The following is a 21,482-nucleotide window of genomic DNA, read 5'->3' on the forward strand; positions in this document are numbered from 1 at the left end:
TTAGAAGATAAATCCCATAATGAGTTCCGTAAAATTACTTTTCCATTAATTATGTATGAGTTACTACAAAAACTCGAATAATATAACTTAGTATCGTGTCAAAATAGAATGAAAGGAAGTGTGGATTTGTCGTCAAATGAAGTCATTATTGAGGAATTAAATACTTTATTAAGAGGTACCTATATGGGTATACGTTCTTTTGAACACTATATCCAAAAGGTTGAGGATGAAGAATTAAAGCGTGTCTTTCAATTCATGCAGCAGGACGTAAAGCTGAATGCGCAAAAACTCTCTGAGAGAATTCAAAATTTGGGCGGCATTCCTGCGGACGGTGAAGGGTTCTCGGGCTCAATGCATAGTTTTATGCACAATGCCATGCTCCCAAATGATTCAACTGAAATAATTGAGGATGCTTTGAAAGGCTTAGATCAATATGGAGTTCAATATTCTGAGGAACTTGTTCGTGGCGACCTTGACCCCAAAAGCAGGCAAATTGCGGAAGAAGTCATTGATACAAGTCGAAAGCAGATTGAGAAGTTACGGCATTATCTACAATAAAAATGACAAAAGAGGTTTACAATACCTCTTTTTTAACAATAAATGCCACTCCTAATGCAATATTGATGGACTTCGCCCAGCTTTTTATCTCATATATTTCTTTTTTTCCAAAAAGAAAAGCCGTCTTAACGACAGCTCCGTTTAATTTTAAGAACATATATTCAGCATTTATGTCCTAAAACCATATTCTTTTATTATAATCATATTCATAAAGATCCATATTATCATCACTTTCTTTATTTGGGGCACACTCTTCACAAGGTTCTTCCGACTGGTTATGTTCACATTGTGTTAATAAAAGTTCCATGGTTTGTTTCCCCTCTCCTAGTTCTTACTATTATTATAATGTAAACGTTTTCAAATGTCTGCTATTATTTACTGGAAATATTATCTTTTTAATAGAATAGACTAAATTTACAGATGGACTAGGAACTGCCATTTTTATAATTTTACCTTATAGTAATCCTGGGAATGATAGCTTCTAAATCCGCATGATTCATAGAGTTTTAACGCATGCGCATTTTTAGCCTCTACCTCTAGAAATATAGACAACCCTTTTTCGTCCTCCACTTTTACCACTTTCGATAGTGCTTTTCTGCCGATCCCTTTCCCTTGGAGCTCTGGAAAAATGGAAAATCCATATATCCAAGACTCACCATTCATTTCGGAGAGGCGCATTTTTCCAGCAATTCTACCTTCTGCTTCAATTATTAATCTTAGATCCGTATCAAGGTCTTTTGTTTCCTGCTTATACTGGCGTGCTTCCTTTTCATTTAACCCAAAGCACTGGACATCGAGTTGTATTTCCGCTTCCAAATCTTCTTCCGAAAAAGACGGTCTTATCGTAACTGAAGGATTTTCAGGTAACTCTGTTTTTTGCCATTTCATTTGATACTCTACCATCGACAAGCTGCAAGGGATGTTCTTTAAAAACTCCTTCGCAGAATGGGATTCGGTTGGAGCATTTAACAAAATGGTTCTAGCTTCTCGTTTTTTTGCTTCCTCAAGTGCATCCTCTAACAGCTTTGAAAATATCCCTCTTCTTCGGTAATCCGGATGCACCATCCCGCATATTTCAACCTTATTACCAAAATAATAGCTTCCAAGAAAGCCAACAAGTTTGCCTTCAGCATAATGAAAAAAGTCTTCCTTGCGATTTACAGCCCTGCTTTCCAGCATGTCAAAATTAAGCTTTAATTGAAGTCTGCCTTCTTTCTCGCAAATCTCCTGAAGCGTTTTTATTTCATTTAATTTTTCTTTCGATAACATCCTCGAACACCTCTTTTTATTAATTGTGGCTTTCCACAATCAAACATTCTACCTTCAAGCCTCATTCACCTTTTTTTTAAAATATTCAGATGCATATTATAAATAGATTAAATTAAGCTAGACTATCATTAGCCTAGCTTTTTTGCTGTATTCAATAGCTTTTTATTTATCGTGATTTTTACTTTCAATGCCTTCCTTGTTTCCTTTGGATAGTGCTCTACGGTCAATTGCTTTTGGCGGCTCTTCCATCCAGCCATTTTCTATCATTAAATTCGCACCATCTTCTGCATATCTAACAAGTTCGCTTGCCATTACGATATATTTTTCAGCAATATCTGCTCTAGATGTGACGCTCAAAGCCGTCCCATAAAATGCAATCGCAATTTGGGTAGATAACTGGACCTGATACATCATCCATTTATCTGAAAATGGCGATGTTGTGGAGCTTGTAACATGGGATTGCCAGGACATTGGTGAATTCAACATTTCTTCACGAAAGATTTTCCCAAATGCAGCGATATGTTTATTGGATATCTCACTACCCCTATTTATATATTGTCGAACTTTTTTAGAAGCAGCCACTTGGCAAAATCCCACCTTTAATGCGACATGCATATGCATTTTGTTCATATTAAAGGTAATATCCCCTATTTCCATCCCCGTTAAGGGACGCTTTTCCCCAAACCAACCCGTTAAGAAGCTTTGGTGTTTAATAAAGTCGATATTTTCAGCAGGAGTAAGGACAACAGGTCTTGAATATAGCCCTTTCGAAAGCATTGTATCAATCGATTTCTCAAAAAGCATCATGGTTTCAGTATTACAAGAAATATAGTATTTACGAAGATCTGCGCGAATGGAGGTCCCGACTGATAGAGCGTAACCTGTCAGCCCTTGAAGTACCATTATGTATATATAGTACAAATAAAATGGATCCTGAAATAGGCGGGGGGCATGAATGTTTACATCCTCGTTTGTAAAACCTTGTGGGATGGGAATCCCTTCACCTACAAAAAACTCTTTAACTTTTTCTACATGTCTTTCTGAAAGCACAAGTGAATCTTTATAGATTTCAATGATATCTTCGTCTTCTAAGTGCTCAAGCGCATACTTAATAAAACAAATAGACATAGAGTCAAACATGTATTGTGTCCATAAACTGGAAACCTCTGGAGCGGTTAGTGAAATTCGAGTCGAATCCATATCACTCTTCCTTTACATTTATAAGATTTTCCGTATTCAAATCAAAGCTATTTTGAAGACAAATTCTCACGATCAATTGCCTTTGGTGGTTGTTCCATCCAACCGTGTTCAATCATGATATTTGCCCCATCTTCTGCATATAAAGAAACCTCTGCAAGTGATTTCATATACATTAGGCTGATATCTCGTCTCCCATTGACCGACATAGCGTTTGCAAACGAACGAATCTTGATTGAAAACATATCTACTTTATGGAATACCATGATCCGATCAGAGAAAGGTGAAAAAGTAGAATCCGTAACTAAATGATCAATCTGTGAAGGGAATGGTAAATTGCCTTTATGCATTTTATCCTGAAAACGCTGAACTTCCTTATCTGTAATTTCTTTCCCTCTTACAAAGTAATTTCTTATCTTATCCTTTTTTGCAACCTGACTGAAACCAATCAACAGTGCTTTGCTCGTAATATTATTTTCGATATTATCGTACAAATGTGTAATTTCTAACGCATGTAATTCTCGAACATCGCCGAAAAAGCCATTCAAATAGTTTTCTCTTTGGATAAAATCTACTTTTGTAGGCCCTGGAATTGTAGGAGCCTTTATGATATATCCTTTTTCCAGTAATACATTGTTAATCTGCCCTAAAAGAATTGTGGTCGTAGTGTTACAATGGATGAAAAATTCACGTATATCTTCTCTTAACGTCAACGGAATGGCAATCGCATATAAACTGAGTCCAGCCTTGGCAGCATATTTCAAATAATGAACATAAAATTGGTCTTCAAATAACCTAGGAGCCCCGAGGTTAACGTCCTCCTCCGTAAATCCTATCGGTATTGCGACCTTATCATTAGTGAAAAACTTTTCAATAGTCTTCATAAAATCAACTGTTAGGTTGTATCCATTTTCCAGTAATATTTTGACATGTTCATCTTCTACATATTTAAGAAAATAGCTTAAAATCCGGTTAGACATACTATTTCCTATATATGTAGCCCAAAGCTTTCCCAATTCGATGGCAGTAAATGGCTGATCAGGGCTTAATTTATCTGAACTTATGTGGATCGGTTTCATTAAATCCATGTTAAATCCCCTTAAACTTAATTTTCCTTAGTTTTTACATACCTATAAAATATATTCAGAATGCATTTTAATAAATGGGAATTTTAAAATAAATGACAAAGAATAAAATGATTGGAATTGAAATGAGTAGAGCTGCAATTGGGTGTTTATAATGTAAAAGTAGCATAGAAAAAATGATCAAATTGAATAATACGGACCATCCCATTGCCCAGCCGTTGTGATGAGAAACTAAGTTTAGGTAACTTAAATTTATGTATTCTACCAACGAGTATAATGTTGCCCAGCAGAGTATCCACAAAACTACTCTATTTGGATCCTTTGGGATATTTCCTAGATAAATTATTACAGTGGCTGGGTAAGCAACAAACATAATTAATAATGAAACAGCTAAATGTTTAGGCAGGAGATTTTGACCAAATATCGTCTCCTTGTACTCCCACATCAAATAATTTTTACATAGAACATTATAAAGCAAATCACCAAACCAAAAGAATAAAATAGTGGAATGATATTTACTCCAGTTTTTCCAGTCCCCCCATCTAATACCAGCAATTAGAAAAAGGCTATTCAACAATAAATGCACCTCATCAACTCCGTTTTTTATAACCATCAAATTATTTCGGCTAATATATTATTAACTGGAAATAAATTGGATATTCTATGAATTTGACAGTCAACATTAAGGCAACTTTAGGACAAAGAAAAACGTCCCTGATTGATTACAGAAGACGCTTTGATTCACTATTTTTGTAAAATACTTTGTTTTTAAAACTTTCACAACCATTTTTATATTTCATTTAGAACGTTGCTCTCTAATAATTTCTAGGTATTGTACATCACCCAATCCATACCCTTTAAAATTTTCTAAGAGGGCATACACAAGTTCCTTTTCCGACATATTTTGGTGTTTTTTAATATACAACATTAGGTTACTATCCTCATGAAGATAAGTTAAATATAACTCAACTCCCTTCTTTATCGGGGCTGGATAGATCCATTCAGGGAGCGTTTTATGCATCATTACTTGTATAAAAACATCATAATAACCCGTTGCGAATAGTGTGTAATTTTCAATAGGTTTAAATTTATCTTCAACAATATGAAGGTCTATGGGTTTACTGAGACCGTTTTTGTCGAGCCAAGCAAGAATCGTGAGGATATTGATTTGACAGAACATATCCTCGTCAAACCATAGTTCTATGTGGGTAAAACCTTTGCTAAAGAGCGGTTTTAATGGATTTAAAGTAATTTCGTAATATTGTTCTGGACTAACGTGATGAACCTTTGCACGTTTTTCGACAAATTCACGTGTAAAAAGCTCATCAGATGTGTCCCCAAAACACATTGCTTCGTTAAAAGGAATCATCATTTCACCCTGGAGGAAATTCGTCCTTTTAAAAAAATCGTGCATTGCTTGCCCATTTAAAATATGTAATGTTGATTCATTCATCATCGTCAACATTCCTGCCCTTTTTATTACTCTTAATCATTACTTGGAAACGTCCATAGAAACATAATTTTATCATTTTCTTTTATCTCCCATTATGAAAGAAACTTCTCTTTATATATTGGGCTAAGTTCACTCCACACATCAAATTTATTACCATCGAGATCATAGAAAACAAAGTTTCTTCCGATATGTCCCCGGTCCTCAATTACACCAACTCTAATCTCTTTTTCCTTGAACTCACTATGAATTGCTTCAAGGGAGTTTAGTCCATCCACTTCAAATGTAATTGAAAAACATTCCTCACCGTATGTATTAATAAAGTTAGCGCTCTGATTTACCTTGGCCTTTACTAGAAATACACTTTGATTAGCAAAACTCAGTATGGCTTTGTCTTCATCTTTATAGTTTAAAATGGCTCCTAATTTGTTTACATACCATTCTGATGAAATGTCTACATTGCGTACTGGTAAATAGGTTGTTCCAATCCTAAGTAATTTATCTTCCATTCCATTTTCTCCTTTCAATAGAATAAATCACTTGCTCTGCTCCAAACCGACTAACTGTTTCGCACACTTCCATATCTAATTTCTTTAATAGTTTACAAGAATCTACGTTTGCACTCTGTGTTTCCGCTACTACTTTTGTGAGGTTAAGTTGAAAAATTGCATAATCTAGTAACTCCTTTAGAACTTCATATGCATATCCGTACCCCACCATTCAGGCATGAACTGATATGATAATTCAATTTTTTCCTTATCATGGTGAGGGTCGAGTGAAACCAATCCAACAAATTTATGACTCTGTTTTTCCTTAACTGTTAAGTAGATTGAATCACTAGAAGACTGGAGCATTTTTGAAAAACTTGCTTGGATATCCTCTTCCTTCCCTTCCTTCCTCCTTATTTACACACTCTATATTATTCGCTTTAAAACTGGATTTTTCCTTTTTCAACCAATTAAACATTAGACAAATGGTATTTAAACTTGGTAAGATGACTAATAACATAATTACATTTATTATTGATAAAGGAGCTACACATAATGTTTTTGACAAAGCTTCAACAAGAGGAGAAAGAAGCGTTTCTAGAGTTAGCCTATTTAATGGCAACCATAGATGGGAAATTTTCGGTATTTGAAAATCCAGTTATCGTTAAGTATCAAAAGGAAATGGATCTCGAGGATTATAAAATCAAAGGCTTAGCGATAGATGATATTCTTAAGGTTTTTAAAGAGGAACGCTCCAAACATATTGTACTAATTGAAATCCTCCGCATTGTTTATTCAGATGGAATCGTTCATGAAAATGAACAAAATTCTATTCGTTTAATTAAAGAACACTTTGGTTTCGACGCCAATAAGTATGCCACTCTCAAGGACTGGATCGTTGGAATAAAAGAATTAGCTAATTATCCAGAGCATGAAGCATAATGTTAATGACTAAGAGCAACGATACTGACGTTGCTCTTTCGTATTAAACTTTTCGTCCTTTTCTTAAAAGATAGAGTTTCTTCTTCATTTCTTTTTCTAAGCTCTGAAAGAATTTCTCTATCCCCTTGTTTGCTCCGCCATTTAGGATACGTTCTGCTGCCCCAGAAAGAGTGCCCGTGACATTAACTTCCGCCTGGATGTTGAGCTGTGTACTTCCTTGGTGATCACTCAAGAATAAATCCGCTTTGCCGCTGACCTCTCCTAAATTACCTTTTCCTTTCAGATTTATATGATAATAAGAAGGTGACTTTTCTTTCTCCAGTTTAACCTCGATGGTAAAAACATCCTTGAGCGGCCCAATGGTAATCTCCATTTCAACTTTGTATAATCCCGGTGAGCTTTGAACAAAAGATTGACAGCTAGGGATTGCATTCCGAAGTACCTTTTCATCCTTGATGTATTTCCAGACAATTTTCCTCGGCAAACCAAAAATATGCTGGTACTCAATTTTCAGGAGTATCCCCTCCATCTTTCCAAACTCTTCAAGAAAATATATCTATTTTAACTAATATTCATGTCACAAATAAATATTCGGAGGGACAGCCCTGTTATCGCATATTTAACGATATTCAATTTCATCGTCCACCCGATACATAATATAAAATGGATACGATTCATCATAATAATAAGCGGCTTCCTCTTGAAATCTTGTCCGTTGTATAAACGAAGGAAATCCTCGATTACTCATTCGGTTTCTCAACCTATTCACAGATTGTATATAGGTGTTTGGCCGAATCGTATCGACAACAGAGAAGTCATGCCTTGTTGCAGGATGCTCTTCTAAACTTTTAATTAGGAAATAACTGAGCATGTATCCTTGATCCTGTGTAAGAGAAACTTCCTCGCCATTAAAGAGTGCAATAATCGTACGATCACTAAAATATAATAGTAATGTTTCAGGAGGGGGAGATGAAATTAACTTTTCACATTCCGCTTTTGAGCAAGTGTCTGTCACATCTCTACTAATCTTATAAAACGCATTCCGCAGCAAATATTTCTCATTTTCCAATAGTCTGCTAAAAAGTGGTGATAACTCCTGCTTCGGAATATCTTGTATTTTTGCAAACGGTAAATGTCTCATTTTTTCATACGTTTCCTTCGCAATTTGCAATGCGCAATTGGTTAAATACAAATGGGCATTTAACTGCTGCTGTTCATTAAGTTGATAGAGATGCTGTTTATGGTATTGATCATGGTCTAATGCCTGTTGAAAGTACTGTATGGCTTTAATATAATCATTAAACTTATAGGACAAGAAACCTAGTCGATAAGCTGCCAAGGGATTTCCTTTATCATATTTTAAGGCTTCCTCCAGGCAGCTTCTTGCCAAATAGTCATCCTTTTGGTATTCCGTTTTTAAATAGGTACCATAATGAATGAGACAGTAAATCAATTTCCTTTTTACATAATCAAGCGAACTTTGAACATCCTCATTGTGCTGCCGGACAAGCTGGGAGAGTTTTCGGTACATTTCCTTATACAAATCAATTTTCATAGAATAATTAGAAAAGCCATGCTCCTCTTCCTGCTCATTCAATTCTTCTTCAATCTCTTCTAATTCTTCAATGGTTTTATCTCCTAAACTCATTTTCGTCCCTCCCCCCTCAATGAAAGATTAGATCCACTCAAGAATCTCAATACGGTTACCAAAAGGGTCCGCTGTATAAAAACGATTTGCCCCCGGAAGGTTATCATCTTCAATCACTTCTATTCCGTTAACCAATAAATGTTTTTTCAAAGCTTCAATATTTTCTACTTCAAAAGCAGGATGTGCTTTTTTAGCTGGCGCAAAAGGTTCCTCTACACCAATATGAATCTGCGTTTTTCCATTTTGAAACCAAACACCGCCACGTTTTTTTAGTACTTCTGGTTTTTCCATTTCCTCAAAACCTAAAATATCTATAAAAAACTTCCTTGCACTATCTTCACAGCCTTTTGGAGATGCTAATTGAATATGATCAATGGCTTTAAAACGATACATAATGAAACTTCCTTTCAAAAAAAGTTTATTATATACAATTTTCGCCACAACTTGATAAATTCCTTCTACCATTTACCTACAACCTTTTTATATTAGAATGACCGAACTTATATCAAGTCCGGTCAAATATCATTAATATGGATCTGCTTCATGTCCCATTTGTTGTGCCTGGCCGGTTGCCTCATCTGCATCAGCTGTGCTGGTATGAGTTGTTTCCTTCCTCATTTCCATTGCTTTATCTACGCCGTCTCTTACCCGTCTTCCATAATCCTCGTCGGCATTGGTAAAATACTCAATCATTTTATTTTGGATTTCTGGTCTGCATACTTTGAGTGCTTCAACAAGATTGCTTATGAGCTCCTCTCTCTCCCAGTCCTCAAGGTTCCTGTACGTATCGCCTGCTTGACCATAATCATTGGTACGGTCGATTGGTTCACGAACCAATTTGTCATTATAGTGCGGTTCATGAACTTTCCCTATTTGTTCAGCTTCCTTCAAGCCTCCGATAACAGAAGGCTCATAGTTTACGTGTGGATTTTGATCTGAATCCACATGATAAGACATTTGACCGCCGCGCTGATTAGTCGCTACCCGCTTCTTAGGAGCATTAATGGGAAGTTGTAAATAGTTTGTGCCTACGCGGTATCGCTGTGTATCGGAATAGGAAAAAGTTCTGCCTTGCAGCATTTTATCATCAGAAAAATCCAAGCCATCAACCAATACACCTGTACCAAACGCTGATTGCTCCACTTCATTAAAATAATTTTCGGGATTTTTGTTTAGAACCATTTTTCCTACTTTTAAGAAGGGAAACTTATCTGTTGGCCACAATTTAGTATCATCTAATGGATCAAAGTCCAATTCTGGGTGGTAATCATCACTCATGATTTGTACGCAAAGCTCCCACTCTGGATAATCACCATTCTCAATGGCTTCGTACAAATCCTGAGTAGCATGGCTAACACTTTTAGCTTGTATTTGCGATGCTTCCTTTTGGGTAAGATTCTTAATCCCTTGTTTCATTGGTTCCCAGTGGTACTTGATTAAAACAGCTTCCCCGACCTTGTTCACCCATTTATATGTATTTACACCTGATCCCTGCATTTGGCGATAATTCGCTGGAATTCCCCATGGGGAGAATAGAAATGTCACCATATGGGTGGCTTCTGGCGTACGAGAGAGAAAATCAAACATTCGTTCAGGGTTACTTAAATTTGAAACCGGGTCAGGCTTAAAAGCATGAATCATATCTGGAAACTTCATCGCGTCGCGAATAAAGAATATTTTTAGATTATTCCCGACAAGATCCCAGTTTCCATCCTCCGTATAAAACTTCACCGCAAATCCCCTTGGGTCACGTTCTGTTTCGGGTGATTCCATCGCTCCAGCTACTGTAGAAAAACGAACAAAGACCGGTGTGCGTTTTCCAGCTTCCTGGAACAGCCTTGCTCTTGTATATTTTGAAACGGGCTCATCCCCTGCTTTTCCATAGGCTTCAAAATATCCATGTGCCCCAGCACCTCGTGCATGTACCACCCGCTCTGGCACTCTTTCTCGGTCAAAATGAGATATTTTTTCAATAAAATCATAATTCTCAAGTGTTGATGGACCACGATTGCCAACCGTCCTGATATTTTGGTTATCTGTTACAGGATGACCTTGCCGATTTGTTAATGAATCTGCGCCTTCGCCAGTACCCCGACCATTTAGTTCTTCCATTTTATCCCTCCATTGCTAAAAATAATACTATTTATTTATTTCCAGTTTGATTTTTTATATGTAATTCAGATACAAAAGAGGACTGGTCTATTCTTTAGACTAGTCCTTCATTCACTCAGAGGAATTTATTCATCCTCATCCTCATCTTCGTCTTCCTCTTCTTCATCTCTTTCTTTATCCTTATCCTTTTTCTCCTTATTTTTTTCCTTGCCTTTCCCCTTGCCTTTATTTCTCTCTTTATCTTTCCTTTCTTGTTCTTTCCTAGCTTTTTCCTCTTTTTCTTTCATCTTTTTCATTTCATTTTTATATTTTTTCTCAAGCGCTGATAGGGCAAATTTTTCATCAGAAAGCTCTGATTTTGATTTCGCCAGGATCTCTTTAAAAATAACTGGAGTGGTTCCACTGCTTGATGAGGATAGGTAATGATTTTCATCAGTTTGATCGTAGCCTAACCACACTGCCCCGACAATGTCAGGGGTATATCCGACAAACCAATGATCCTTTGTTCCACCGTCATTCGTAAATGGCAGCTGTGTCGAACCTGTTTTACCCGCAACATCAATGCCATCCATAAATGCCCTCTTCCCAGTTCCTTCCTTAACAACACCCTTTAGCATATAGGTGATTTTTTGTGCCACTTCTGGTTTGGTCACTTCAGTTGATTTGCTCTTCCATTTTGCAATAACCTTTCCATCTATATCCTCTATTTTTTGGATCGAATGTGCCTCTACCATCGTTCCATTATTGGCAAAAGTGGAATAGGCTTGTGCCATTGCCAGCGGAGAGGTCCCTTCGTGCATACCTCCAAGCGCAATCCCCAGTGCATGATCTTTTTCATGTAAAGGAATACCGAATTCCTTCACTGCGTTCGTACCTTGCTGTAAACCGATTTTATTTAACAACCAAACAGGGGGAACATTGTACGAATGAACAACTGCATCATACATCGTTACCTCGCCTCGATATTGCTTATCAAAATTCTTTGGCTGGTAACCTCCAAAATCTATTGGTCTGTCTTGTAATAAATCAAAAACCTCATAACCTTTTTCTAATGCAGGAGTATAAACAGCCAGCGGCTTCATGGTTGAACCCGGCTGTCGCACTAATTGGGTCGACCGGTTAAATCCTAAAAACGTATGTTGTCCACGCCCGCCGACAAGTGCTTGAATTCCTCCACTTTTAGGATCAATGAAAATAGCCCCGCTTTGGAGCAATTGATCGTTTTGACTCGCCGGAAAAAAGTTGTCATTCTGATATACTTCTTCTGTTGCCTTTTGAATCGTAGGATTTAATTCTGTAAAAATATGAAATCCGCCTGATAAAATTTCATTTTTAGTAAGCTTATATTTTGCCATGGCTTCCTGAATAATATGGTCCACATAGTAAGGATATTTGCCATCATACTCGTCTTCCACTTTTTCCTGATTTAACACTACTGGCTGCTGCTTTGCTTTTTCAACATCATTTTGACTAATGTATCCTTCGTTTTCCATTAAGGATAATACAAGATTTCGCCGCTCGACTGACTTTTCCATATTCTTAAATGGTGAAAGAATCGAAGGAGCCTTAATTAACCCAGCAAGCATCGCAGACTCACTTAAAGTTAAATCACTAGCTTCTTTTCCAAAGTAAGTCTTGGCAGCACGCTGAATTCCCCATGCACCTTCCCCAAAATAAATCTGATTCAAATATCTTTCCATGATTTCATCTTTTGAGTAGGTACGTTCAATCTTTTTTGTAATGATCAACTCTTTGACCTTACGTGTATATGTCCGTTCATGTGTGAGGAATGCATTTTTTGCAAGCTGCTGCGTAACGGTACTCCCTCCTGCAACAATGTCACCGCTTAACATATTTTTAAAGAAAGCCTTCATAATCGCAAAGTAATTGATACCATTATGCTTATAAAAAAGCTGGTCCTCCGTTGCAATTACAGCCTGTATGACTTCTTTTGGAATTTGTTTGAATCCTACACCTTCAATACTTGAATTTGAAATCTTACTGGCAATTTCCCCATTTTGATCATAGATAATCGTTGGCTGAGGCGCTGGCTTATCTAATTTACTTACATCACTAGTCCAAATAAAGATATTTACAAGGAGAAGACCGCATAATCCAGCAACAATTCCTGCCACAAATAATTTCTTTACCATTCCTTTTGCAAGTATCTGTCTCCAATCCCATTTTGACGCTTTTCTTTGCTGTCTTCGTTCCATTCGTCCCACGTCTGATACCACCTTCAACTCTGCTAACTCCAAATATCATTATACATATTGCTTCATTTTAAAACGAAATCCAATAAAGTTAATGAGAAAATAGCCTTACATTTTATAGTTCAAAACGCTTATATATTCAAAAAACACACGATAAATACATATAATCATTAACTATGGAAATGATGGTATTAGGGATTCATTTTTGGAGGTAATGTATGAAAAATGGTAAGAATATGAGGATTACATCTGCCGAATTAGCTCAGCTCTGGACGCAATATATGAATGACAGTGGAAGTATGTGTGTCCTAAGTTATTTTTTAGAAAAGGCTGAGGATCAAGAAATATCATCTGTTATTGAATTTACTTTACGATTATCAGAGACACATATTGAAAAATTAACAGCCTTTTTTGATAAAGAGGATTATGCCGTTCCTTATGGTTTTAAAGTAGAAGAAGACGTTGATTTATCTGCTCCAAAATTATTTTCAGACAGCTATGTCCTTCATTTTATCCATCAAATGTCGAAGATTGGGCTAACCAATTATTCAGCTAGTGTCGCCTCATCAACAAGAGCAGACATTACCGATTATTATATGGAATGCTTGTCTGAAACCATGCAATTATACAAAATATCAAAGGATTTATTATTAGCAAAAGGTCTTTACGTAAGGTCACCTTCTATACCTAATGAGAAGGTTGAATTTGTAAAAAAACAAGCTTTTATTTTTGATGTTATTGGTGAAAAAAGACCATTAATTGTTGCTGAAGTAGGCAATCTATATGCGAACACCCAGCGTAACATCTTAGGTGTGGCTACACTGATTGGATTTAGTCAGGTTGCAAAAGACAAGGAAGTTACCCAGTTTTTTCTTAGAGGAATCGATATTGGCAAGAAACATGTAAAAGTATTTGGAGCAAAATTAGAGGAATGTAATCTCCCTGTTCCGGCATCTCTTTCTGCGGAAATAACATCAAGTACTGCCTACACATTTTCCGATAAACTGATGATGTTCTTTACCACAGGGTTAATCGCTTTAAGTATCGGTTATTACGGGACTGGTGTAGCTCAAAGTCCTCGAATCGATTTGGGGGTCATGTATAACAGATTATCTTTAGAAGTTCAATTGTATTCAGAGGATGGCTCAAATATCATGATTCATCATAAATGGCTGGAGCAGCCTCCTATGGCGACGGATCGCGGAGAATTAGGATCAACAAATACATAAATTATTAGTGAAAAAGCCGGACTAAACAGCCGGCTTTTTTCCTGTGTCTAAGTATACAGCTCATTATTGCAGCTGTTGGTTTTCTTGTTCCATCTTACCCTTAACTGGATTTGTTTCCGTATATTCATATTCCCTTTCAAGGTCACTTAAAGTCCATTCATACAGGTGTCGATCTTCTTTTTTGAACACACCAATTTTAAGCAGTTTATCTATAAGAAATTGCCTTCTTTGCTGTACAGCGTTTCTAAGTATATTTTTCATATACAGGCACCTCCAAAATATTTACATCCCTGACTCCACATCCGATTTTAAACCGTTGATTATTCTGCGTCTGTCGAATATTGGAAGATTTACCCACTCTTAATTCAAATTTCATCTTTATTTAATAAACGATACAAAGATGTATTTATTTTAATGGATTAGCTTAACACCTGAACAGAAAAAACCCACCTAAGTGAATAGGTGGGCCATACTATTTAAACACCGCGTTTATTACCCCAAAGCAGGGCATGAAGTTGTGGGAGTACTTTGACATTGTTTAATTGACTGTCTTCGACTACCCGATTAACCAGCCACTCATATTTATCCAGCAGCTTTGGGATCAATTCTTGATTATTACCATTCATGATATCATCATTCCCTGCTTGCAGATAAAAAGGAATGCCTTCGTACCTCTTATGAACCATTCTCGCATATTCCAGATCAGCTTCATCAAAAATAACAACCTTTAAACTTACATTATTGTCAAACTGATTTTCGTCAAGATTAATAAAAATCGAATCTAATATTTCAAAATTTGTTTCCATCGTTGAACTTGGCGGTTTAGGAGAAATGGTAAGTTCATCGATTTTTAAAAACCAATCCTGCCATTTGCTTCCCTGTGTTTCAATTCCAATATTAATCTGCTTTTCTTTTAATAAATCAATCAGTGAATCTAGGTGTTTCAATAGTGCGGGGTTTCCCCCTGAGATGGTTACAAAGGAGAACTTGTCTCCACCAAGGGAATGTAATTCATCCCAAATTTCTTCCGCAGTCATTTGCCTTATATCGTCTTTGGCGCTCCCGTCCCAAGTAAAGGCTGAATCACACCAGCTGCAGGAATAATCGCAGCCCGCGGTTCGAACGAACATCGTTACCTGACCAATGACCATCCCCTCGCCTTGAATTGTGGGGCCAAAAATCTCAAGAATTGGAAGTTTTCTCATTCTTCCATCCACTCCCTTCTTGCCTCTGCATAGCTGGCAGGCGTTTCAAAAAGGCGGACAAATTCTACTCTTGCACCGTGGAATTGCTCCTTGTTCTCTTCTTTAGCTAATACTTCTTGCATTTTTTCATATATCCAAACCACGATATTTTCAGCGGTTGTATTCATCGGCGGCAGTGTTTCATTTAGGTATCGATGATCAAGGTGAATTTCTATTTCTTTTTTCCAAATTTCCTTGATATCACCAAAATCCATCATCAATCCTCTGTCATCCACAAAACCGCTTATTCCAAAGATAACTTTGTACGTATGTCCATGGAGATTCTTACATTTTCCTTCATAACAATGTAAATGGTGTGCTGCATCAAAGGTGAATTCTTTACTTACCAAAACACGCTTTGTATGATACTTTAATTCCTTACGCTGAATGTCTTCATCCATTTTCTGAAGTTTATCGACGATTCTAAAGCCGTACATTTTTAGTCCTCCCACTTAGAAAGTCATCGAGTCCGCGTTTTCTTAACACACAGGCTGGACATTCTCCACAGCCGTCAGAAATAACGCCATTGTAGCAGGTTAAGGTTTTTTCACGTACATATTCAAACGCATTTAATTTATCCGCTAATTCCCACGTTTCCGCTTTATTCAGCCACATTAATGGAGTGTGAATAACAAAGTTATCATCCATGGATAGATTCAAGGTAACATTAAGTGATTTGATAAAGATATCACGGCAATCTGGATAGCCGCTGAAATCTGTTTCACAAACACCCGTCACTAAATGCTTGGCACCAATCTGACGAGCTAACACTCCGGCAAAGGTAAGGAACAAAAGGTTTCTTCCTGGAACAAACGTTGAAGGTAGTTCACCATCTTCTCCGTCTTTGACTTCAATATCAGAGCGTGTTAACGCATTGGGTGCAAGCTGGTTCAATAAAGACATATCTAATATATGGTGTCTTACACCTAGTTCATTGGCAATATTTTTTGCACATTCTATTTCTAAACTATGCCTCTGATTATAATCAAATGTGACTGCTTCCACCTCTTTAAATTGTTGTATTGCCCAAAATAAACAGGTAGTACTGTCCTGCCCGCCGCTAAATACGACAATGGCTTTTTCATCTTTTAACATATTTAAGGAAACTCCTTCCAAAATAGAAAAAAGCCGTACCCCAAGATAGAAGTACAGCTTCATCTTAGTTTTTTTAACGAGGGGTGCTAGAACCTCTATTCGTTTATGCTGTTAGTATAATACCATAAAAAAAATGAAAAAAGGAACCATAATTTTTTATTTGACGTTTTTGCTGATGTCCTTTATCATATGGAGAAGATAATACCCGTACTTACACGGGAGAGGTTCATAGCTGATACCCTCTATAAAAAACTATGGATACATGACTCTATGCCATGTCCATACCGGACGTGGCTTTTTGTTTTTTATCCTTGTGGTTTTGTATAGAATGCTGGCTGGGACTCTCCTTCTTAAAAAGTGTTGGGATACATTTTAATGGGGGTTTTTTTATGTCTGGACGTAGCCATGAAGAAGGATTAAAGGATTTAACACTATTAGGTAATCAAAATACAAAATACTCGTTTGAATATGCACCAGAGGTTTTGGAGGCAGTCGATAATCTTCATCCAGAGCGTGATTATTTCGTAAAATTTAACTGTCCTGAATTTACTAGTCTTTGTCCGCTTACGCATCAGCCTGATTTTGCTACGATGTATATTTCTTACATCCCGAATCAAAAAATCGTTGAGAGTAAATCTTTGAAACTCTATTTATTCAGCTTCAGAAATCACGGTGATTTCCATGAGGATTGCGTCAATATTATCATGAACGATTTAATCAAGCTTCTAGATCCTAGATATATTGAAGTTTGGGGGAAATTCACTCCACGCGGTGGAATTTCCATTGATCCATGGTGTAACTACGGGAAACCAGGTACCAAGTTTGAGGAAATGGCGACTTTCCGTTTGATGAACCATGACCTGTATCCAGAAAAAGTAGATAATCGATAATTGAAAACTATTTTTAATACAAATTAAATAGTCTTGTAAACCTATAACGTTTTCCATATGATACATTGAATTTAGCAGACACTAGATGATTGAAGAATGAGTTGATTATATGTTAAATGTTAAAGAAGTTACAGAACAGCTTAGGCTTGAGGGAATTACAAATAGTGAACAAGTTGTCATCCGCTGGATTCTTGATGGAAAAATCAAGGCTAGAAGAACCAAGCACCTTAATCTAGAATACTCGATAAATCCTGTTGATTTAGCATCTTTTATTTTGGAAAAGAAGATTGAGGACAAAACAAAGAAATATGGGATAGATTTTCATCAGTGGGAAAAAACATTCCACGAGAATCAAAAATTCAAAGAAGAAATTGAACAGTTAAAATCCACGATTCGGATTGAACAAGCAAAAAATAGGTCTTTAAAAAGGATGCTAAAAGCTGAGTATGCTCTTTCCGACTCTCCACCTTTGACCCTTACCTCCTTATTGGGTTTAGAACCTGGGGCAGATATGGACGCAATCAGGAAGGAATACAAGAAAATATTAAAGGCCCTCCATCCTGATAGAGGCGGCGACGAACGACTATTTAAAGTTTTTTATGACCACTATGAAAAGGTAAAGGATCCAGCTGCGCGCTGAATCCTTTTTATCTTTTTATAAAACTTGATTCCCTTTTGTTCCGTTAATTGAATAGCTTGCTACTATGTTTGCACTTAATGAGTGAGATACGGAGCAATATTTATCTTTCGATAATTGAATCGCGCGGACTACCTTTTCTTCCGGCAAATCCCCCTCTACTAAGTAATGAATATGAAAATCAGTAAATTTTTTCGGTTCAGTGTCTGCCCGCGTTCCTTCTACCTCCATTGTAAATCCAGTCAGTTCTAATCGCATTTTTTTCAAAATCATCACGATATCGATTCCTGTACAGCCTGCAAGCGAGTATAGGAGCAGTTCTGTTGGTCTAGGACCGCTATTTTGTCCGCCAACTTCTGGTGCTGCGTCCATCCTTAAATCATGCCCTGAAGGTGTTGTACCGGTAAAAGCCATATCCCCTGTCCAGTAAATAGTTGATTTCATTTCCATCGTCCCTTCCTCTATGTAAATTCATCCTTATTTTACCTTAAAAAAAGGTTTTGAACTCATAATTGAGTCCAAAACCTTTTCTATTATTTAAGTAATGACAAATCGATAAGCCCTTTAATATCACTGCTTGGAATATATCCAGCTTCTTTACTGATATCTGCCATTTCCTGAATCACTTGTTCATTGACATCTGTTGTCACCGCTAAACGCGAGAATGCTGCATCCACTTCCTCTTTGTTTAACTCTTTACCAGTAAGGTCCTTTAAGTGCTTGATGACAATTTCTTTACTTTCATCTGGATTGTCCTGGATGAATTTTACCGATTTTTTGTGAGCTTCCAAATACTTCTTAGTTAAGTCCTTGTTTTTCAAAAAGTCTGCTCTAGCTGCAACTACAGTATTGGTTGATTCTTTACCCCAAGCGAACTCATCCCAGTCAAGAAGTAATTTTCCATTTGCTTGGTTTTCCAGTACATATCCCCATGGCTCCTGAGTCGCTGCCGCATCCACTTGTTTTTGGATGAAAAGAGAAACTGTATCAGCTGGAGCTGCAGCGAATAAATCTACAGTACCTCCACTTGTTTTTGCTGTTAAGTCTGCTTCTTTTAGCGCTTTTCGGAGCATGACATCCTGTGTGCTTCCGATAACTGGAATCGCCACTTTCTTACCATCTAAATCAGCTAATTTCTCAACACCGCTGCCTTCAGCCGCAACTAGAACGGCTCCACCATTCACAGCACCGGAGATAAGGTGGTATTCCTTATTTTTCACATAAAAGTTAAGTAATGGACCAGGTCCAACAGTTCCAACGTCAATAGCCTTTGTTGCCATTGCTTCCATAAATAGTCCGCCGTTTGAAACTGTTTTTGTTTCAATCGTTACATCCTTACCGAAAGCTTCTTCAAAATAACCTTTTTCAAGTGCAACAATTGTTGCAATATGTGTTAAGTTTGGAAAATATCCAATCTTAACGTTTTTCACCTCTCCGCCTTCACTTTCGTTGGAAGATTGAGCACAACCACTAAGCAATCCAATGAACAATGCAGTGAAAAATAAATAAAGTATAGATTTTTTCATCATTTTTTCTCTCCTGGCTATTTTATATTTTTATTAAGATCTTTTTCGAATTCCCCATTTTACTTCTACATTGCGTTCGAGCCTTGAAAAAACAACATTGTCCACAATGGTTCCGATGATTGCTATGATAATCATGACAGAAATTACTAAATCCATTTGCCCTAGTGAACGACCCATTTCAAGCAGCTGACCAAGTCCGCCGCCGCCTCCAAGCAATTCACCGGCCATAAGTGCTCGCCATGAGAATGCCCAAGCAATCCTCAGCCCTGAAATAATTTGCGGTACAGATGCTGGAAGGATTACAGTACGCAGAAAGTGAAGACCGCTGGACCCATAGACTTTAGCAACACGCTGATAAAGTTGTGGAACGTTTTTAAAGCCGCTTGTAGCATTCACCGTCATCGTCCATGTTGCTCCAATCGTAACAATAAACAAGATGGAAAAATCATTTAATCCAAACCAGATAATCGCTAGTGGAAACCAGACAATACTTGGAATTGATTGGAGCGCAGTTACGACAAATCCAAGTGTATCCTCGACAAGTTTATATCGCCATATGAAGTAACCAAGTATCAATCCAACAATAATCGCGATCGTAAACCCTAGTAAAATACGTCCAATACTTTTGCCAATGGCAAGTGTGATTTGCCCGCTTAGTAAGCCATTAAAAAGAGTTTCAAAGACTTGAGTTAAGCTTGGAAACATGAAATCGGGAAGGCTGGAAAATCTAGATGTGACTTCCCATATCACCGCTATCACCGCGATGAAGATGATCCGTCTTAAAGCTGTAGTCATCACCCATTTCCTCCTTCAATACTTTTTCAATTTCATCTTGTAATATTGATAAAATTCGTTGTTCCGTATTTAATGTAACACTGTCCGGTGTTACTCCATCCTTCATCGTTGGCACAGGAATGATTTCTTTAATCCTCCCTGGACGAGTGGCAAATACGACCACTTCCTCTGAGAGCAGCACCGCTTCTCTGATATTGTGTGTGATAAAAAAGATGGTTACTTTGGTCTTTCTCCAGATTTCTAGCAATTCTTTATGCAGCACCATTCTAGTTTGTTCATCCAGTGCCGAGAAAGGCTCATCCATTAACAAGATATCAGGCTCCATTACTAGCGCCCTAGCGATTGAAACCCGCTGCTTCATTCCACCTGATAATTCGTGTGGATATGAATTTACATAACGGCTGAGGTGAACCATTTTTAATACATCAAGTGCCTTGGCTTTCGCCTCTTCTTTTGGCATGTTTTTAAGATTCAAACCATAGGTTACATTTTCTAATACGGTCAGCCATGGAAACAAACCTGCTTCTTGGAAAACTACTACTCTTTCAGGTCCAGGTTTTGTAACCAAGTTCCCATCGACACGGATTTCGCCGCTATCGGCTTTGTCGAGTCCAGCAACCAAGTAGAGCAACGTAGACTTCCCGCAGCCTGATGGTCCCACAATCGAAACAAAACTACCTTTTTTAACATTTAAATTTATCCCATCAAGAACTTTCACGTTTTCTTTTCTATCATTTATAAAGCTTTTTTCGATAGAATCAATTGTTAAATACATCTAACGTCACCTCTTTTTTAATCCCAAGTAAATCTATTGGTTTTATTATATTACAAACAATAGGTAAGTCAACTATTATTCTATTATTCCGCAAAATTTTTCCGGAGTTTCTTACTAATTTACTGAATATTTAAATATTTTTCTACAATTGACAAGCAATCTAAATGGATTCCCGTCGTTATTTGCAAGAACTTTACTATTTCTAATAGAATCTGGTGATTCATGTAGATAAGTTTTTTACAGTTCATGCAGGAGAAACTCATACGTTTCTAAAATTAGTAGAGTAGACGAAAGCTAGTCTAATGAATAAGTTGAAAGGTGGTCATTGC

26 protein-coding genes, 1 pseudogene and 1 riboswitch are annotated in these 21,482 nt (G+C 37.1%); of the genes and pseudogenes, 5 read left to right on the plus strand and 22 right to left on the minus strand.

Annotated elements, in window-relative coordinates; genetic code table 11:
• Window positions 1-120: 120 nt before the first annotated feature.
• A complete protein-coding gene (locus ACY3XC_RS11075; protein ID WP_464868598.1) occupies window positions 121-558 on the plus strand; it encodes a DUF2383 domain-containing protein in 438 nt (145 codons plus the stop codon).
• A gap of 175 nt (window positions 559-733) precedes the next feature.
• On the opposite strand, the gene ACY3XC_RS11080 is transcribed toward ACY3XC_RS11075, so the two are convergent.
• From ACY3XC_RS11080 to ACY3XC_RS11120, 9 genes are all read right to left on the minus strand, one after another.
• Window positions 734-865 carry a hypothetical protein gene (locus ACY3XC_RS11080; protein WP_256989066.1) on the minus strand — a complete coding sequence of 44 codons (132 nt, stop codon included), beginning with the start codon at window positions 863-865 and terminating at the stop codon, window positions 734-736.
• A gap of 134 nt (window positions 866-999) precedes the next feature.
• On the minus strand, window positions 1,000-1,827 hold the full coding sequence (locus tag ACY3XC_RS11085; protein ID WP_464868599.1) for a GNAT family N-acetyltransferase: 828 nt from the start codon (window positions 1,825-1,827) through the stop codon (window positions 1,000-1,002).
• Between the two features lie 162 nt (window positions 1,828-1,989).
• The gene (locus ACY3XC_RS11090) at window positions 1,990-3,027 is read right to left on the minus strand and encodes a DUF3231 family protein (RefSeq protein ID WP_464868600.1); all 1,038 of its coding nucleotides are present in this window, start codon (window positions 3,025-3,027) and stop codon (window positions 1,990-1,992) included.
• Between the two features lie 47 nt (window positions 3,028-3,074).
• The gene (locus ACY3XC_RS11095; RefSeq protein ID WP_464868601.1) at window positions 3,075-4,112 is read right to left on the minus strand and encodes a DUF3231 family protein; all 1,038 of its coding nucleotides are present in this window, start codon (window positions 4,110-4,112) and stop codon (window positions 3,075-3,077) included.
• 67 nt (window positions 4,113-4,179) lie between these two features.
• Window positions 4,180-4,722 (minus strand): CBO0543 family protein, encoded by a 543-nt coding sequence (locus ACY3XC_RS11100; RefSeq protein WP_464868602.1) that lies wholly within the window; start codon window positions 4,720-4,722, stop codon window positions 4,180-4,182.
• 183 nt (window positions 4,723-4,905) lie between these two features.
• Window positions 4,906-5,565 (minus strand): AraC family transcriptional regulator, encoded by a 660-nt coding sequence (locus ACY3XC_RS11105; RefSeq protein WP_464868603.1) that lies wholly within the window; start codon window positions 5,563-5,565, stop codon window positions 4,906-4,908.
• A gap of 89 nt (window positions 5,566-5,654) precedes the next feature.
• The gene (locus ACY3XC_RS11110) at window positions 5,655-6,068 is read right to left on the minus strand and encodes a VOC family protein (RefSeq protein WP_464868604.1); all 414 of its coding nucleotides are present in this window, start codon (window positions 6,066-6,068) and stop codon (window positions 5,655-5,657) included.
• Complete coding sequence (locus ACY3XC_RS11115; RefSeq protein WP_464868605.1) at window positions 6,058-6,279, minus strand: GNAT family N-acetyltransferase; 222 nt, start codon at window positions 6,277-6,279, stop codon at window positions 6,058-6,060. The genes ACY3XC_RS11110 and ACY3XC_RS11115 overlap by 11 nt, the downstream gene beginning before the upstream one ends.
• The gene (locus tag ACY3XC_RS11120; protein WP_464868880.1) at window positions 6,246-6,413 is read right to left on the minus strand and encodes a hypothetical protein; all 168 of its coding nucleotides are present in this window, start codon (window positions 6,411-6,413) and stop codon (window positions 6,246-6,248) included. The genes ACY3XC_RS11115 and ACY3XC_RS11120 overlap by 34 nt, the downstream gene beginning before the upstream one ends.
• A gap of 189 nt (window positions 6,414-6,602) precedes the next feature.
• Here ACY3XC_RS11120 and ACY3XC_RS11125 point away from each other — a divergent pair, with 189 nt between their 5' ends.
• Window positions 6,603-6,989 (plus strand): tellurite resistance TerB family protein, encoded by a 387-nt coding sequence (locus tag ACY3XC_RS11125; RefSeq protein WP_464868606.1) that lies wholly within the window; start codon window positions 6,603-6,605, stop codon window positions 6,987-6,989.
• Window positions 6,990-7,032: 43 nt separating this feature from the next.
• On the opposite strand, the gene ACY3XC_RS11130 is transcribed toward ACY3XC_RS11125, so the two are convergent.
• The 5 genes and pseudogenes from ACY3XC_RS11130 to ACY3XC_RS11150 form a co-directional block, all read right to left on the minus strand.
• The gene (locus ACY3XC_RS11130) at window positions 7,033-7,518 is read right to left on the minus strand and encodes an SRPBCC domain-containing protein (RefSeq protein WP_464868607.1); all 486 of its coding nucleotides are present in this window, start codon (window positions 7,516-7,518) and stop codon (window positions 7,033-7,035) included.
• 90 nt (window positions 7,519-7,608) lie between these two features.
• A complete protein-coding gene (locus ACY3XC_RS11135) occupies window positions 7,609-8,637 on the minus strand; it encodes a tetratricopeptide repeat protein (protein WP_464868608.1) in 1,029 nt (342 codons plus the stop codon).
• A gap of 27 nt (window positions 8,638-8,664) precedes the next feature.
• Entirely contained in the window at window positions 8,665-9,033 is a 369-nt protein-coding gene (locus ACY3XC_RS11140) for a VOC family protein (protein WP_464868860.1), read from the minus strand.
• Window positions 9,034-9,162: 129 nt separating this feature from the next.
• Window positions 9,163-10,728: pseudogene (locus ACY3XC_RS11145) on the minus strand (catalase); the annotation flags it as partial.
• Window positions 10,729-10,874: 146 nt separating this feature from the next.
• Window positions 10,875-12,986 (minus strand): transglycosylase domain-containing protein, encoded by a 2,112-nt coding sequence (locus ACY3XC_RS11150; RefSeq protein ID WP_464868861.1) that lies wholly within the window; start codon window positions 12,984-12,986, stop codon window positions 10,875-10,877.
• A 194-nt stretch (window positions 12,987-13,180) separates the two neighbouring features.
• On the opposite strand from ACY3XC_RS11150, the gene ACY3XC_RS11155 reads away from it, so the two are divergent.
• Complete coding sequence (locus ACY3XC_RS11155) at window positions 13,181-14,191, plus strand: DUF3231 family protein (protein WP_464868609.1); 1,011 nt, start codon at window positions 13,181-13,183, stop codon at window positions 14,189-14,191.
• A 63-nt stretch (window positions 14,192-14,254) separates the two neighbouring features.
• Here the strand turns inward: ACY3XC_RS11155 and ACY3XC_RS11160 are convergent, their stop codons facing one another.
• The 4 genes from ACY3XC_RS11160 to queC form a co-directional block, all read right to left on the minus strand.
• The gene (locus ACY3XC_RS11160) at window positions 14,255-14,452 is read right to left on the minus strand and encodes a Fur-regulated basic protein FbpA (protein WP_179158545.1); all 198 of its coding nucleotides are present in this window, start codon (window positions 14,450-14,452) and stop codon (window positions 14,255-14,257) included.
• A gap of 215 nt (window positions 14,453-14,667) precedes the next feature.
• Window positions 14,668-15,396: a 7-carboxy-7-deazaguanine synthase QueE gene (queE, locus tag ACY3XC_RS11165; RefSeq protein ID WP_464868610.1), complete on the minus strand. Its 729-nt coding sequence runs from the start codon at window positions 15,394-15,396 to the stop codon at window positions 14,668-14,670.
• On the minus strand, window positions 15,393-15,872 hold the full coding sequence (gene queD, locus ACY3XC_RS11170; protein WP_464868611.1) for a 6-carboxytetrahydropterin synthase QueD: 480 nt from the start codon (window positions 15,870-15,872) through the stop codon (window positions 15,393-15,395). Before queD ends, queE begins: the two co-directional genes overlap by 4 nt.
• The gene (gene queC, locus ACY3XC_RS11175; protein WP_464868612.1) at window positions 15,859-16,530 is read right to left on the minus strand and encodes a 7-cyano-7-deazaguanine synthase QueC; all 672 of its coding nucleotides are present in this window, start codon (window positions 16,528-16,530) and stop codon (window positions 15,859-15,861) included. Before queC ends, queD begins: the two co-directional genes overlap by 14 nt.
• Window positions 16,531-16,745: 215 nt before the next feature.
• Window positions 16,746-16,792: riboswitch (PreQ1 riboswitch) on the plus strand.
• A 127-nt stretch (window positions 16,793-16,919) separates the two neighbouring features.
• Here queC and queF point away from each other — a divergent pair.
• Window positions 16,920-17,420 (plus strand): preQ(1) synthase, encoded by a 501-nt coding sequence (gene queF / locus ACY3XC_RS11180; protein ID WP_464868613.1) that lies wholly within the window; start codon window positions 16,920-16,922, stop codon window positions 17,418-17,420.
• Between the two features lie 109 nt (window positions 17,421-17,529).
• A complete protein-coding gene (locus ACY3XC_RS11185) occupies window positions 17,530-18,060 on the plus strand; it encodes a J domain-containing protein (protein WP_464868614.1) in 531 nt (176 codons plus the stop codon).
• A gap of 15 nt (window positions 18,061-18,075) precedes the next feature.
• On the opposite strand, the gene ACY3XC_RS11190 is transcribed toward ACY3XC_RS11185, so the two are convergent.
• The 4 genes from ACY3XC_RS11190 to ACY3XC_RS11205 all read right to left on the minus strand — a co-directional run bounded on the left by ACY3XC_RS11190 (window position 18,076) and on the right by ACY3XC_RS11205 (window position 21,153).
• Window positions 18,076-18,501 (minus strand): OsmC family protein, encoded by a 426-nt coding sequence (locus ACY3XC_RS11190; RefSeq protein WP_179158781.1) that lies wholly within the window; start codon window positions 18,499-18,501, stop codon window positions 18,076-18,078.
• 89 nt (window positions 18,502-18,590) lie between these two features.
• On the minus strand, window positions 18,591-19,586 hold the full coding sequence (locus ACY3XC_RS11195) for an aliphatic sulfonate ABC transporter substrate-binding protein (protein WP_464868615.1): 996 nt from the start codon (window positions 19,584-19,586) through the stop codon (window positions 18,591-18,593).
• 30 nt (window positions 19,587-19,616) lie between these two features.
• On the minus strand, window positions 19,617-20,378 hold the full coding sequence (locus tag ACY3XC_RS11200) for an ABC transporter permease (RefSeq protein WP_464868616.1): 762 nt from the start codon (window positions 20,376-20,378) through the stop codon (window positions 19,617-19,619).
• Entirely contained in the window at window positions 20,311-21,153 is an 843-nt protein-coding gene (locus ACY3XC_RS11205; RefSeq protein ID WP_179158553.1) for an ABC transporter ATP-binding protein, read from the minus strand. The genes ACY3XC_RS11200 and ACY3XC_RS11205 overlap by 68 nt, the downstream gene beginning before the upstream one ends.
• Between the last annotated feature and the right edge of the window lie 329 nt (window positions 21,154-21,482).

It is taken from the genome of Bacillus sp. CZDM1 (assembly GCF_055502545.1).

Coding starts and splice junctions, on each gene's coding strand:
- ACY3XC_RS11155 (WP_464868609.1), top strand. CDS start 13,181: ATGAAAAATGGTAAGAATATGAGGATTACATCTGCCGAATTAGCTCAG.
- ACY3XC_RS11120 (WP_464868880.1), bottom strand. CDS start 6,413: ATGCTCCAGTCTTCTAGTGATTCAATCTACTTAACAGTTAAGGAAAAA.
- ACY3XC_RS11195 (WP_464868615.1), bottom strand. CDS start 19,586: ATGATGAAAAAATCTATACTTTATTTATTTTTCACTGCATTGTTCATT.
- ACY3XC_RS11085 (WP_464868599.1), bottom strand. CDS start 1,827: ATGTTATCGAAAGAAAAATTAAATGAAATAAAAACGCTTCAGGAGATT.
- ACY3XC_RS11205 (WP_179158553.1), bottom strand. CDS start 21,153: ATGTATTTAACAATTGATTCTATCGAAAAAAGCTTTATAAATGATAGA.
- ACY3XC_RS11160 (WP_179158545.1), bottom strand. CDS start 14,452: ATGAAAAATATACTTAGAAACGCTGTACAGCAAAGAAGGCAATTTCTT.
- ACY3XC_RS11100 (WP_464868602.1), bottom strand. CDS start 4,722: ATGGTTATAAAAAACGGAGTTGATGAGGTGCATTTATTGTTGAATAGC.
- ACY3XC_RS11110 (WP_464868604.1), bottom strand. CDS start 6,068: ATGGAAGATAAATTACTTAGGATTGGAACAACCTATTTACCAGTACGC.
- ACY3XC_RS11090 (WP_464868600.1), bottom strand. CDS start 3,027: ATGGATTCGACTCGAATTTCACTAACCGCTCCAGAGGTTTCCAGTTTA.
- ACY3XC_RS11095 (WP_464868601.1), bottom strand. CDS start 4,112: ATGGATTTAATGAAACCGATCCACATAAGTTCAGATAAATTAAGCCCT.
- queF (WP_464868613.1), top strand. CDS start 16,920: ATGTCTGGACGTAGCCATGAAGAAGGATTAAAGGATTTAACACTATTA.
- ACY3XC_RS11125 (WP_464868606.1), top strand. CDS start 6,603: ATGTTTTTGACAAAGCTTCAACAAGAGGAGAAAGAAGCGTTTCTAGAG.
- ACY3XC_RS11115 (WP_464868605.1), bottom strand. CDS start 6,279: ATGGTGGGGTACGGATATGCATATGAAGTTCTAAAGGAGTTACTAGAT.
- queC (WP_464868612.1), bottom strand. CDS start 16,530: ATGTTAAAAGATGAAAAAGCCATTGTCGTATTTAGCGGCGGGCAGGAC.
- ACY3XC_RS11190 (WP_179158781.1), bottom strand. CDS start 18,501: ATGAAATCAACTATTTACTGGACAGGGGATATGGCTTTTACCGGTACA.
- ACY3XC_RS11105 (WP_464868603.1), bottom strand. CDS start 5,565: ATGATGAATGAATCAACATTACATATTTTAAATGGGCAAGCAATGCAC.
- queD (WP_464868611.1), bottom strand. CDS start 15,872: ATGTACGGCTTTAGAATCGTCGATAAACTTCAGAAAATGGATGAAGAC.
- ACY3XC_RS11080 (WP_256989066.1), bottom strand. CDS start 865: ATGGAACTTTTATTAACACAATGTGAACATAACCAGTCGGAAGAACCT.
- ACY3XC_RS11130 (WP_464868607.1), bottom strand. CDS start 7,518: ATGGAGGGGATACTCCTGAAAATTGAGTACCAGCATATTTTTGGTTTG.
- ACY3XC_RS11135 (WP_464868608.1), bottom strand. CDS start 8,637: ATGAGTTTAGGAGATAAAACCATTGAAGAATTAGAAGAGATTGAAGAA.
- ACY3XC_RS11200 (WP_464868616.1), bottom strand. CDS start 20,378: ATGACTACAGCTTTAAGACGGATCATCTTCATCGCGGTGATAGCGGTG.
- ACY3XC_RS11185 (WP_464868614.1), top strand. CDS start 17,530: ATGTTAAATGTTAAAGAAGTTACAGAACAGCTTAGGCTTGAGGGAATT.
- queE (WP_464868610.1), bottom strand. CDS start 15,396: ATGAGAAAACTTCCAATTCTTGAGATTTTTGGCCCCACAATTCAAGGC.